The following is an 11,850-nucleotide window of genomic DNA, read 5'->3' as shown; positions in this document are numbered from 1 at the left end:
TCCCGGATATGTTCGGCACATGACCTTCTCGATCGTGGCCCGGTCCGACGACGGCGAGTCGTGGGGCGTCGCCGTCGCCTCCAAGTTCCTCGCCGTCGGCTCGGCGGTGCCCGCCGCCGCTGCCGGGGTGGGGGCGATCGCCACCCAGGCCGACGCCAACCTCGCCTACAAGTACCTGGGGCTGGCCCACCTCGACGACGGCGCGACCGCCCAGGTCGCGCTCGACCGGCTCGTCGAGGAGGACGAGGGGCGCGAGCACCGGCAGGCGGGCATCGTCGACTCCGACGGCAACGCCGCGACCTTCACGGGCGCGGAGTGCTTCGCCTGGGCGGGCGGGACGACCGGACGCAGCGGCGAGCGGGGCGGCTACGCGATCCAGGGCAACATCCTCACCGGCCCCGAGGTGGTCGACGCGATGGAGCGGGCCTGGCTCGCGGCGGAAGACCAGCCGGTCGAGCGACGGCTGCTCGCCGCGCTGGCGGCGGGCGACGAGGCGGGTGGCGACAGCCGCGGCCGGCAGTCGGCCGCGCTGCTCGTCGTGCGTGAGGGTGCCGGCTACGGCGGGCACGACGACGTCGCCGTCGACCTCCGCGTGGACGACCACGTCGACCCGGTCAGCGAGCTGGCACGGCTGGTCGACCTCAACGAGCTCTACCTGACGGCCTCGACCCCGGAGGAGCAGGTGCCGGTCGACGACGCGCTGATGATCGAGCTCGAGTCGTTGGCCAAGGCCGAGGGCAAGGACAGCTTCCACATGTGGGTCGGGTCGGAGAACTACGAGATGCGCGTCGACTCCGGCGCCCGACCGGCGTGGATCGACCGGCGCATCCTCGCCATCATCCGCGGCGAGGACGCTCGCTCCGGGCCCCCGCAGTGAGCATCCTCGCCATCGATGCCGGGACCACCGGCGTGACGGCCGTCGTGGTCACGCCCGACGGCCGGATCCAGGCCACGGGCCACCAGGAGCTCCGCCAGCACTTCCCCCAGCCGGGCTGGGTCGAGCACTCCGCCGAGGAGATCTGGCAGGCCACCCTCGAGGCGACCCGCGAGGTGCTCGGCAAGGTCGACCGGTCCGAGCTGACGGCGGTCGGCATCACCAACCAGCGCGAGACGATCGTGCTGTGGGACCGCGAGACGCTCGGCTCGCCGCGTCGGGCGATCGTCCGGCAGGACCGTCGTACGGCCGACATCTGCGACCGGATGCGCGCCGACGGGCACGAGGACCGGGTCGCCGAGCTCACCGGCTTGCGCCTCGACCCCTGCTTCTCCGGCACCAAGCTGATGTGGCTGGCCGAGAACGAGCCGCACACGTGGGCGCTCGTGCAGTCGGGCCGCTATGCCGTCGGCACGGTCGACTCCTACCTGATCGCCCGGATGACGCGCGGCACGTGGCACGTCACCGACGTCTCCAACGCCTGCCGCACCCTGCTCCTGGACCTCGAGTCGGGCGAGTGGTCCGACGAGCTGTGCCAGCTGTTCGGAGTGCCGCGCGACGCTCTGCCCGAGCTTGTCCCCAGCTGGGGTGAGGTCGCGCCCACCGAACCGAGCGTCTTCCTCGGTCTGTCGCTGCCGATCGCGGGTGTCGCCGGCGACCGGCAGTCCGCGCTGTTCGGGCAGACCTGCTTCGAGGAGGGCGAGTCCACGTGCACCTACGGCACCGGCTCCTCGATCCTCACCAACACCGGCTCCTCGGTCGTGCGCAGCGATTCCGGCCTGCTGTCGACCGTGGCGTGGCGCTCCCCCCACGGCGAGCTCACCTACGCCCTCGAGGGCGCGATCTTCGTGACCGGGGCGGCGGTCCAGTGGCTGCGCGACGGCCTGCAGATCGTCGGCAGCGCCGCCGAGCGCGCGGCGATCGCCGCCACGGTCGACGACACCGACGGGGTGGTGTTCGACCCCGCGTCGCTCGAGGGGATCGCCCTCGAGGTGCGCGACGTGGTCGAGACGCTCCCCGGGCTCACGACGCTGCGCGTCGATGGGGGCTTGGCGGAGAACGACTTCCTCTGTCAGCTGCAGGCCGACCAGCTCGGCTGCGCGGTGGAGCGCTCGCAGGCGATCGAGACGACGGCGCTCGGCGCCGCGTTCCTCGCCGGGCTCGGCACGGGCGTGTGGGGCTCGACCGACGACCTGCGCGAGATGTGGGCGCTCGACCGGCGCTTCGAGCCCGGTGGCGACCGCGCGGCACTCGACGCATCGTACGCCCGGTGGACCGACGCGGTGCAGCGCTCGAAGGGCTGGGCGAGCTCCTAGAGGCGCTCGCGCGCCTCGCGCGCCTCCTCGACCTCCGACCGGGCCTCGTCGACGGCCTCCTCGACCTCGGCCTGCGCAGCCTCGGCCTCGGCGAGCTCCTCGTCGACCTCCTCGAGGGTGTCCTCGAGGATGGCGAGCCGGCCGCGGAGCTCGTCGATCTCGGACTGGACCTGCAGGGTGCGCGCCTGCAGCTTCTCGACGGCCCGGCGTGCGGCCCGGTGCTCCTTCTCGTGCTCCTTGAGGACGGCACGGGCGTCGGCGAGTCGCTCGTCGGCGGCCGCGCGGGCCTTGGCGTCGGCGTCCGGGTCGGGTACGACGTGGAGCTGGGGCCGCTGCGTCGGGTCGGGGCCCGGCGCGGGCCGGGCCTTCGCGCTGAAGCCGAGCGCCTCGGGGAGGGCCACCGCGCCGCTGAGGTCGAGGTCGCCGAGCCCGGTCGCGGACAGCGCCGTCACGAGCAGCCCGCTGCGCACGGCGCGTGCGGCGTCCGGCTCCAGCATCGCGGCGGTGAGGGTCGCCTCCACCTGCTCGGCAACGGACTCGGTGGTCCTGACGCCCTCCTCTCGCGCCATCCGCCGCGCGGCGGTGGTGACCGAGGCGGTCAGCTGACGGCGCTGCTTGGTGAACTCGCGCAGCTGCGTGGCATCGAGGTTGTCCTGCGCCTCCCGCAGCGCCTCTCCCACGGCCAGCACCTGGTCGACCTGGTCGGGGTCGCGGCGGACGAGAAGGTTGACGACCCACGCCGCGACGGACGCCTTGCGCAGCCCCTTGATCAAGGCGGCGAGCGCCTTGTCGGCCTTGTGCTCCTTGACCAGCGCGTCGCGGGCAGGCGTGAAGTCCGCGAGCGGCAGCGCGTAGAGGTCGTCGGCGATCTCCAGCAGCGGGTCGGCGTCCGGCATGTCCCGATCCTAGGGAGCGGCGTACTCGACCTCGACGGGGAAGGGCGGCCACGGGCACTCCTGGGTGACGCCGCTGGGAGCCCAGCCCAGCGACTCGTAGAGCCTCCGGGCGCGTCCGTTGGCCTCGAGCACCCAGAGGCGTCGCGCTCCCGCTGCCTGGGCCCGCAGGAACCCCTCGCGGCCCAGCCCGGCGCTCCAGTGGTCGGGTCGGACGGCCAGGTGGCGCAGCGTCGCCCCGTCGTGCGCCGTGAGGGCGACAAGGCCGTCGTCGTCCTCGACGACCTCGACGACCACGCCCGGGTCGTCGAGGAGCAGCGCCCAGCGGGCCAGCACGTCGTCATCGGGGTAGGGCAGCTCGCCGAACACGTGCGCCAGCCCGGCCCGGCTGGCGCTCCGCTCGAGGTCGCGCAGGGCGACCGCGTCCTCGGCTGTGGCCCGCCGCCAGGTCCTCGCCCCGTGGGCAATCATGGCCGTCCTGCCTCGTCCCAGGCCCGGTGGGCGGCCTGCGTGCGCTCCCACAGGGAGGTCCACTCGTCGTCGGTCACGTCGGCCGTGGGCAGGAGCAGGTCGTCGGCCAGCGCGCCGCGCCAGTCGTCGTACGACGTCAGGTCCCGCTGGTCCTTCGAGGTCGGCGTCATGACCTGGTGCACCAGGCCGCGGACGGTGCGCTGTTGCGATCCATCGACCCGCTGCGCGACGACCACGCGGCGGAACGGCGAGTCCGGGGCGCCGCTCAGCGTCGCGTGCGCTGCCGCGATCGCGTCGTCGGAGTGGTCGCGGGAGGTGACCACCATGCCGCGCAGCACCCCGCCGGGGAGGTGGCGGTAGGTCCAGGCGGCGGGGCCCGTCGGGCGGCCCGCGGCCTGGGCGCCGTAGCCCGCGCCGATGCCGAACGACCAGCCGTCGACGTCGTGGTCGCCGCGCACCAGCGGCAGCGGCTCGGCGAACCCTTCACCGAGCCCGGCGTCCGGCCACCAGTGCCCGCCCGGGTTGCCGTCGGCGGGAAGGCCGGAGACGACCAGCACGAGGTGGTTGAGCGTGGTGCCCAGCTCGTCCTCCGGCCGCAACCAGACGTGTCCGTGCCGTCGGCTGACCGCGAACCCGAGCCGCTCCAGGAGCCACCCGAGGGCGCCGTTCTGCTGGAAGCAGTAGCCGAGCCGGCCGCCGGCGGCCGCGCGGGCCGCTCCCGCCGCGGGGTCGACCGGGTCGGGCCGGCCGAGCATGATCGAGAGGTTGTCGTAGGGGATCCGCGCGACGTGCGCGCGGTGCAGCTCGCGGAGGCCCTCGACCGTCGGCTGCGGTCGCGAGGCCAGCCCGATGCGGGCGAGGTAGGCCTCGACCGTCCCTGCACCGTCCACGACGACTCCTTCCTCGGGCCCGGGGCGCCGGGCGGGGACGACGGTAGCCGTCGGCGTGTCCGCGCGGGCGGACGTACCCCATTTCGGGGTTGAGGGGCCGGACCTCGAGGTGTTCTGGGAGGGCCGGCGTCTCGTCCGGGACGACGTCGTACGGGGGCTATGGGGGTGTGGTCGGGATGCGTCGACTCGTCGCAGTGCTGGCGGCCACGTGCCTGCCACTCGTGGTCGGGACAGCGGCCGGGACAGCGGCCGGAGCCGAGGCTCCGGCACCGCCACCTGCCCGGGTCAGCGTCGTGCAGGCCGTCCCGGGGGCCAGCGTCGACGTGTCGGTCGACGGCCGTCGGGTCGCGGGCGGAGCGGGTGTCGGAGACGTGCTGGGCCCGTTCGAGCTCCGGCCCGGCAGCCACGAGATCTCGTTCCGGGGCGAGGGCGTCAAGGTCGACTCGACCCTCGACGTCGCGACCGGGGACATCAGCGACGTGGTGCTGCACCTGCCCGCGGACGTCGGGGGCGACCCGGTCGTCCACTCCTACGCCGCACCCACCGGGCCGATCGGTCCCGGCAAGGCCCGCGTCCTGCTCGCGCACACCGCGACCGTCGCTCCCGCCGACGTCGAGGTCGACGGACAGACCGTCTTCACCAACATCGCCAACGGCGAGTTCGCGGACGCCGACGTGCCCGAGGGCTCGATCGAGGTGGCGCTGCTGCCGTCGGGCGCGGACGGCGCCGACCCCATCCTGGGCCCGCTCGACGTGGCCTTGGAAGCCCGGACGCTGTCGATGATCTACGCCTACGGCAACCCGCGCGACCGTTCGATGAACGTCATCGCCCACACGGTCGACCTGGCCGCCGACGGGAGCGTCCGGCCATCGCGCATCGACACCGGGTCCGCGGGCCTCGCCGACGGCCCGGTCACGACCTTCCCCGGCGACACGCCCTCCGCCAACCGCGACCTGCCGCTCGCGGTCACCGCGCTGGGGCTGGTCCTCCTCGGCGTGGTCGCAGCCGCGGGCACCGGTCTGCGGAGGCGGCAGCCGCTCGAGCCACCGACCGGATGACCGTTCGTACGCCCGCGCTCATGCTGTCCGCCTGCCTCGCCGTCGCAGCCGCCGGATGTTCCGGGGGTGGGGGGTCACCGTCCACGACCGCCTCCGCCCCGGCGGCCTCGGCCAGTCGCCCGTCGACGCCTTCCCCGTCGGGCTCGGCCGGTCCGGTGGCCCCGGCCCGGCGCGCCGAGACCGTGGTGGCGCCACGGCGGCCGACCCGGGCCACGCTGCCGAGCGGGCGCGTCGTGCCTGTGGCCGCCGCGGGCACCACCGGGTCCGGGGTGCTCGACGTGCCCGCCGACGTGGACGTCGCGGGGTGGTGGCGCGGCGGGTCACGCCTCGGGGACCCGTTCGGCTCGATCCCGGTGGCGGCCCACGTCGACTCGGACGCCGAGGGGCTCGGGCCGTTCGCCGAGCTCCTCACCGTGCGTGCGGGGGCACGGCTGCGCCTCGAGGCCGACGGGCTGCGCCAGGACTTCGAGGTGACCTCGCGCCGGCTCGTACCGCAGGGCAGCCTCGTCGACGACGCCTGGATCTACGACGCCGCCGGTCGTCTGCGGCTCACCCTCGTCACCTGCGCGCCGCCCTACGAGGCCTCCCGCGGTGGCTACCAGAACCTGGCCGTGGTCACGGCTCTGCCCGTCGGGCCCCCGGAGGCGACGTGAGCCCGAAGAAGCCCTACCAGAAGCGGCTCCCCACCGTCCTGCCCCCGACCCCTCGTCGCGCGCCGGCGCAGGAGACGGTGCGACCGGGCCCCGCTCCCCCGCGGGCACGGCAGACCCCGCCGGCAGGGCCCGCTGTCGCCCCGACGTCGGTCCCGCCACCCGAGCAGCCGCCCGCTGCTACACCCGTCCGGACACCCGACGCCACGCCCGAGACAGAAACCTTCGTGGCACCGACCGCGGCTGCGGCACCCGCACCGGTGACCCGTCCCGCTCACGCTCCGACCACCCCCGAACCGGCGCCGACCACCCCGGCACCGCGGGCGGGGTCCGCTCCCCCGCGATCCGGACCGCTGACCCTCAGGATGCTCGCGCTGGTGGCCGCCGCCCTGGCCGGTCTCATCGGTGGCGGGGTCCTGGCGTGGCAGGTCGCCGGACCTGACGAGGCGACGCGCGCGCCGACGGCGTCACTGCCGGTCGACGGGTGGCCGATCGCCGGCGAGTCGCGCACGGTGAGCGAGGTCCTGCCCGGCGGCGACCTCGAGGTGACCCACTGGATCCACGCGGAGAGCCCGCTCGACACCCTGAGCCTGTCCCTGCCCCGGCTCGACGGTCAGGAGGTCTCGGCGAGCGACGTCGAGGTGACCGCTGACGGCCGCCCCGGCTCGGGTCCCGGGGCTGTCGAGCCGCGCGGGGCGACGTACACCTTCATTGACGCGACCCGGATCCAGGTGCGCTACCGGATGTCCGGTGCGGTGCAGCTCAGCTCGTCCGCGGACGGGCGCGGCCTCGCCACCACGACGTCGCTCGACGTCACCGCGACGCAGCCGCGCGACGTCCGGGTCGTGCGGTCGCAGGAGGTGCTGTCGCTGGCGTGCGTGCAGCCGGGCGAGCAGCCCGTGCCCTGCGGCGAGCCGGGCGGCGAGGACGAGTGGCGGGTGGAGCTCGACGGGACCGATCCCGGCGACCGGGTGCTGGCCGTGGTGACCGTCCCGTCCTGAGTCGGCCGGTTGCCGCGGCCAGGCTCAGGCGTCGTCGTCGAGCCCGTTCTCGATCGCCCAGCGGGTCAGCTGGACGCGGTTGTTCATCTGGAGCTTGCGCAGCGTGTTCTGCACGTGGTTCTGCACCGTGCGGTGCGAGAGGACCAGGCGGGCGGCGATCTGCTTGTAGCTCATGCCGGTGGCGACCATCTTGAGGATCTCGGTCTCGCGCTCGGTCAGCTGGTCACGCGGGTCGTCTGCCGGCCCGTCCGCGATGCGCCGGAACTCCCCCAGGACGAGGCCGGCCAGCCCGGGGGTGAAGACGGTGTCGCCGTCGGCCACCCGCGTCACGGCGTCGATAAGCTCGGCGCTGGAGGCCGACTTCACCAGGTAGCCGGTGGCGCCCGCCTTGATCGCCTCGAGCACGTCGGCCTGCTCGCCGCTGGCCGACAGGATCAGCACGCGGGCCGTCGGGTCGTGCTCCAGCATCATGCTGGTGACCTGCACGCCGCTCGCGTCGGGCAGCTGGAGGTCGAGCACCACCACCTGCGGCGTCGCCGCCGGGAAGCGCGCCATCGCCTCGCGCCCGTTGGACGCCACCGCCACGACCTCGTGCCCGGCCGCCTGCAGGTCGCGCTCGACCGCGTCGCGCCACATCGGGTGGTCGTCGACCACCATCACCCTGACCATCGATCCCCTCCCGGTTCGGTCCGCAGCGTAGACCGCTCAGCCGCCCGGCGGGACGTAACGACCGCGTCGGTGGACCAGTGGTTCGGGGTCGTCGCCGACCACCAGGTCGTCGAGCGTGCAGGTCACGAGCCGCGACCACCCGACCTCGACCGCGCTCTCGACGCCCACCAGCGCCCACGTGGCGCTCGTGGCCAGCCGCGGCCCGTGCGGGGTGTCGACCCACTCCGCCAGCCGCCACGGACCGCCCGGTGCCGGCACCGTGCCGGCGAAGGCGTCCGCCAGGTCACGGTCCGGCCAGGACAGCAGCTGTACGACGCCGCGCCCGGTCTCGAGCAGCAGCTCGGTGAGCTCGGCGTCGGGGTCGAGCAGGGCGAGCACCCGTCCGGGCTCCCCGCCCGCCACCAGCCACGACGTGACCGTCAGCCCGGCCCGCTCAGCGTCGTCGCCGGCCGTCCAGAGCGACACCGTCCCGCCGAGGCGCCCGCGCAGGCGTCGTACGGGGTCGTCCGGGGTCGGGAACGGATGGCCGCTGTGGATCGTCACCCGGTCACGCTAGCGGGACGGCCAGCTCCCACTCGGTGCCCCACTCGCCGCTCTGGACGGTCGCGGTGCCGCCGAGGCCCTCGATGCGGCCCCGGATGGACGAGGCGACCCCGAGCCGGCCCTCGGCCGCCGCCTGCTCCAGCCGCCCGGCAGGCAGGCCGGGACCGTCGTCGCGCACCGAGACGGTGATCGCGTCGGGCGCGGCCTCGGCCAGGATCCACGCGGTGGCGCCGGGGCCCACGTGGGCGAGCACGTTGTCGAGGCACGCCTTGACCGCGGCGACGGTCTCGGTCGCGACGTGGTCGTCGACCAGGACGGCGGCTCCGGGCGTCGCGACCTCCGCGCGCACCGGGTGCGCGGTCGCCATCGCCTCGAGCGCACCGGCGAGGTCGACCTGGGCGCCGCCCCCGGTCGGCACGGTGTCCTGCTGGCGGATGAGGGACCGCAGCCCGCGCTCCTGCTCCCCCGCGAGCCGCCCGAGCTCGGCCCACTGGCCGCCGGCCGCGGCGCCCTGCCGCTGAACCATCGCCAGCACCTGCAGCACGCCGTCGTGCACGGCCCGGGCCAGCCTGGTCCGCTCCTGGGCCGCCGCCGCCGCTCGCTCGGCGGCGTCCCGCTCGCGCGCCATCCGCTGCAGCGACTCGCACATGAAGCCCACGATCGGGCCGCCGATGAGCACGAGGAAGACGTTGCCGTAGTTGCCCTGGTCGACCTCCTGGCGTGGCAGGAGGTCCGCCAGCGAGAGCACGACCGCGGCGACCAGGCCGCCCTTCCAGTGCCAGTGGATGGCCCAGGCGAGCAGCGCGCCCATGACCCAGAAGCCGGGGAGCGTCGCCTGGAAGCCGTCTGACTTCAGCCATGGCGTGACGCCGATCGCCGCGACGGCGATCAGCAGGTCGGCGACGAGCAGGACGGGCGTACGCCTCGAGCGTCGGTGGTAGAGCCAGATCGCGACGCCGGTCCACGCCACGAGCGCCAGCACGACGGCGAGCGCGAGGTCGGGGTGCGTGTAGCTGTCACGGCGGTAGGCGTTGAGGCCGACCATGTTGACCGTGACCACCACCCGCACGATGGCCAGCGCGGAGTAGAGCCGGTCCTCGACGGCGAGGGCTGAGTCGGCCCGCGGGTGGGGTGCCCGCGGGTGCGTCAGCGCGCTCAGGACGCCTTCTGCTCGGGCCCGTCCCCGGCCTGCTCGCGCGCCGCCTTGTCCCGCTCGGCCTTCTCGCGCTCGGCCTGCCGGGCCTTCTCCTTGTCGAGCTCCTTGGCCTTGCTGGCGTAGAGGTCGACGTACTCCTGGCCGGAGAGCCGCATGATCTCGTACATGATCTCGTCGGTGATCGAGCGCAGGATGTAGCGGTCGTTCTCCATGCCGGCGTAGCGGGAGAAGTCGAGCGGCTTGCCGAAGCGCACGACCGGACGCGTCCACGTGCCGTAGACCTTGCCCGTGGGTGCGACGACGTCGGTTCCGACCACCGCGCACGGGATGACGGGGGCGCCGCTCTCCAGGGCCAGGCGGGCCACGCCGGTCTTGCCGCGGTAGAGCCGGCCGTCGTGCGAGCGGGTGCCCTCGGGGTAGATGCCGAAGAGGTCGCCCTGGCCGAGGATCTTCATCGCCGACTTCATCGCCCCCTCGGCGGCGTTGGCGCCCGACCGGTCGATCGGGACCTGGCCGGCGCCGGTGAAGAACTTCTTCTGGAACCAGCCCTTGATGCCCGGGGTGGTGAAGTACTCCGCCTTGGCGACGAAGGTGACCCGACGGTTGAGGGTGAGCGGCATGAAGAGCCAGTCGGCGTAGGAGAGGTGGTTGCTGGCCAGGATCGCGGGGCCCTCCTCGGGCACGTTGTCGATGCCGTAGGCCTTGGGCCGGAAGACGAGTCGCAGCACGGGCCCGAGGGCGATCCACTTCAGGAACCAATAGAGCACGGTCCGAGACTATCCCTGCTTCTGGGCGGTGACCCGCTCGATGAACTCGGCGGACTCGGCGAAGATCCGCGGCGCGTCGTTGTCGAGGGTGGCGACGTGGTAGCTGTCCTCGAGCACCCGCTCCTCGAAGTCCTTCGACGACAGGCCGGCATTGATCGCCTTGGACGACGAGATGTCGGCGACGTGGTCCTCCTTGGACCGGAAGTAGAGGACCGGGATGGTGATCCTTGGCAGGTCACGCCTCAGCTCGGCCCAACCGCCAGACATCTCGTACGCCGCCTTCAGCGGGATGACGGGGTAGGCGATCTCGTCCATGCCCGGCTTCTTGATGTCGTTCCTGATGCCGGGGAAAGCGGGCACGAAGCGCTTGAGGACGGGCAGAAGCACCGCATCCTTGCGCATCGAGTCGACGGCCGCATTGACCAGGACGACGCCGGCGAGCTCCTCGCCGCGGTCTGCTGCGAGCCGCAGCGACAGGGCGCCGCCCATGGAGAGCCCCACCGCCACGACGGTGTCGTTCTCGGCGGCGAGCTTGTCGAAGGCGCCCTCGACGGTCGCCGTCCAGTCGGTCCACCTCACCTTGTTCATGTCCTGCCACCGCGTGCCGTGACCGGGCAGCAGCGGCATCTCGACGGCGTACCCGCGAGCAGCGAGGTCCTCGGCCCACGGCCGCATCGAGGCAGGGCTGCCGGTGAAACCATGGACGACGAGTACGCCGATGCGCCGCCCAGAGGTCAGCTCGGGATTCGCGGGCGTGGACATCGGTGCGACCAGTGTCGGGTCGAGGGGTGCGGCCTGCGCGCCGCGGAAGGGGATCCTCACGCGCACAGTGTGCACCAGGATCGGCCTCTCCGCCGGTCAGGCGGCGCGCCCGGTCTCGCTGGTCGAGGAGGGCGCCCGGGGCGCCCGTCACGGGACCCGTTCACGTCCTGCGGCTACCGTGGTCCGCGTGAGTCGCCCGGAGGACGAGAGCCGCGCCGAGCTCGCCTGGCGCGAGATCGTCGAGAACTATGGCGAGCGCGCCGTCCTCGACGAGCCGTCGGCCCCTGCCGACGCCCCGGCGACCGCCTCCGAAGAGCCGCCGTCGAGCGCTCCCGCCGGGCCGTCCCCGACCGACCTGCCGGAGCACCTGCGCGACGACGACGAGGTCGAGCGGCGCGAGCAGGCGATCGCGGAGGCCGAGCGCTTCCGGCCGCCGCCGGCGCCCCCGTTCCCGGTCCCCCGCACCTGGCAGCGCGGGCTGGCCTGGGCCGGCATCTTCGTGGCGCCGGTGATCGCCCTCGTCATCGGGTTCCTGTCCATCTACGTGCACCCGCTGGTCGGCTGGATGCTGGTCGGCTGGTTCGTCGGGGGGTTCGCCTACCTCGTGCTCGACATGCCCAAGGCGCCCCGCGATCCCTGGGACGACGGCTCCCGCATCTAGTCCTCATCGCCGGTCGAGGAAGGCGTCCTGACCCCTGTCACGAGACCTGTCAGAGACCCCTGCGCAGGCGTAGGGTCTG

14 protein-coding genes are annotated in these 11,850 nt (G+C 73.8%); 6 read left to right on the top strand and 8 right to left on the bottom strand.

The window, feature by feature from the left end; all coding sequences use genetic code 11:
• Positions 1–19 precede the first annotated feature (19 nt).
• Together NCI01_RS05200 and NCI01_RS22595 are read left to right on the top strand one after the other, a co-directional pair.
• Positions 20–877: a DUF1028 domain-containing protein gene (locus NCI01_RS05200; RefSeq protein ID WP_254180416.1), complete on the top strand. Its 858-nt coding sequence runs from the start codon at positions 20–22 to the stop codon at positions 875–877.
• Entirely contained in the window at positions 874–2,250 is a 1,377-nt protein-coding gene (locus NCI01_RS22595) for an FGGY family carbohydrate kinase (protein WP_254180415.1), read from the top strand. The genes NCI01_RS05200 and NCI01_RS22595 overlap by 4 nt, the downstream gene beginning before the upstream one ends.
• Here NCI01_RS22595 and NCI01_RS05190 read toward each other — a convergent pair.
• From NCI01_RS05190 to NCI01_RS05180, 3 genes are read right to left on the bottom strand one after another with little or no spacing between them, the layout of a single operon-like run.
• Positions 2,247–3,146, bottom strand: a complete 900-nt coding sequence (locus NCI01_RS05190) for a hypothetical protein (protein WP_254180414.1) — start codon at positions 3,144–3,146, stop codon at positions 2,247–2,249. The two genes, NCI01_RS22595 and NCI01_RS05190, sit on opposite strands and share 4 nt — an antisense overlap.
• A gap of 9 nt (positions 3,147–3,155) precedes the next feature.
• Positions 3,156–3,614, bottom strand: coding sequence for a GNAT family N-acetyltransferase (locus tag NCI01_RS05185; protein WP_254180413.1), 459 nt, complete (start codon positions 3,612–3,614; stop codon positions 3,156–3,158).
• The gene (locus NCI01_RS05180; RefSeq protein WP_254180412.1) at positions 3,611–4,504 is read right to left on the bottom strand and encodes an arylamine N-acetyltransferase family protein; all 894 of its coding nucleotides are present in this window, start codon (positions 4,502–4,504) and stop codon (positions 3,611–3,613) included. The genes NCI01_RS05185 and NCI01_RS05180 overlap by 4 nt, the downstream gene beginning before the upstream one ends.
• Positions 4,505–4,680: 176 nt before the next feature.
• On the opposite strand from NCI01_RS05180, the gene NCI01_RS05175 reads away from it, so the two are divergent.
• The 3 genes from NCI01_RS05175 (at position 4,681) to NCI01_RS05165 (ending at position 7,213) form a co-directional block, all read left to right on the top strand.
• Positions 4,681–5,562 carry a DUF4397 domain-containing protein gene (locus NCI01_RS05175; RefSeq protein WP_254180411.1) on the top strand — a complete coding sequence of 294 codons (882 nt, stop codon included), beginning with the start codon at positions 4,681–4,683 and terminating at the stop codon, positions 5,560–5,562.
• 233 nt (positions 5,563–5,795) lie between these two features.
• On the top strand, positions 5,796–6,215 hold the full coding sequence (locus NCI01_RS05170; protein WP_254180410.1) for a class F sortase: 420 nt from the start codon (positions 5,796–5,798) through the stop codon (positions 6,213–6,215).
• A 362-nt stretch (positions 6,216–6,577) separates the two neighbouring features.
• Positions 6,578–7,213 carry a hypothetical protein gene (locus NCI01_RS05165; protein ID WP_254180409.1) on the top strand — a complete coding sequence of 212 codons (636 nt, stop codon included), beginning with the start codon at positions 6,578–6,580 and terminating at the stop codon, positions 7,211–7,213.
• Positions 7,214–7,237: 24 nt separating this feature from the next.
• Here NCI01_RS05165 and NCI01_RS05160 read toward each other — a convergent pair whose 3' ends face one another.
• From NCI01_RS05160 to NCI01_RS05140, 5 genes are read right to left on the bottom strand one after another with little or no spacing between them, the layout of a single operon-like run.
• Positions 7,238–7,882, bottom strand: a complete 645-nt coding sequence (locus tag NCI01_RS05160) for a response regulator (RefSeq protein WP_254180408.1) — start codon at positions 7,880–7,882, stop codon at positions 7,238–7,240.
• A 36-nt stretch (positions 7,883–7,918) separates the two neighbouring features.
• The gene (locus NCI01_RS05155) at positions 7,919–8,425 is read right to left on the bottom strand and encodes a flavin reductase family protein (RefSeq protein WP_254180407.1); all 507 of its coding nucleotides are present in this window, start codon (positions 8,423–8,425) and stop codon (positions 7,919–7,921) included.
• 4 nt (positions 8,426–8,429) lie between these two features.
• Positions 8,430–9,575, bottom strand: coding sequence for a MacS family sensor histidine kinase (macS, locus tag NCI01_RS05150; protein ID WP_302181670.1), 1,146 nt, complete (start codon positions 9,573–9,575; stop codon positions 8,430–8,432).
• 5 nt (positions 9,576–9,580) lie between these two features.
• The gene (locus NCI01_RS05145; RefSeq protein ID WP_254180405.1) at positions 9,581–10,348 is read right to left on the bottom strand and encodes a lysophospholipid acyltransferase family protein; all 768 of its coding nucleotides are present in this window, start codon (positions 10,346–10,348) and stop codon (positions 9,581–9,583) included.
• 9 nt (positions 10,349–10,357) lie between these two features.
• Positions 10,358–11,170 carry an alpha/beta hydrolase gene (locus NCI01_RS05140; RefSeq protein WP_254180404.1) on the bottom strand — a complete coding sequence of 271 codons (813 nt, stop codon included), beginning with the start codon at positions 11,168–11,170 and terminating at the stop codon, positions 10,358–10,360.
• Between the two features lie 127 nt (positions 11,171–11,297).
• On the opposite strand from NCI01_RS05140, the gene NCI01_RS22590 reads away from it, so the two are divergent.
• Entirely contained in the window at positions 11,298–11,771 is a 474-nt protein-coding gene (locus NCI01_RS22590; protein ID WP_254180403.1) for a hypothetical protein, read from the top strand.
• Positions 11,772–11,850 lie beyond the last annotated feature (79 nt).

The sequence above is a fragment of the Nocardioides pinisoli genome, from assembly GCF_024199985.1.
GTDB lineage: Bacteria > Actinomycetota > Actinomycetes > Propionibacteriales > Nocardioidaceae > Nocardioides > Nocardioides pinisoli.
The sequence above is the reverse complement of the archived record's forward strand: the minus strand, read 5'-3'. Positions and strand labels throughout refer to the sequence as shown.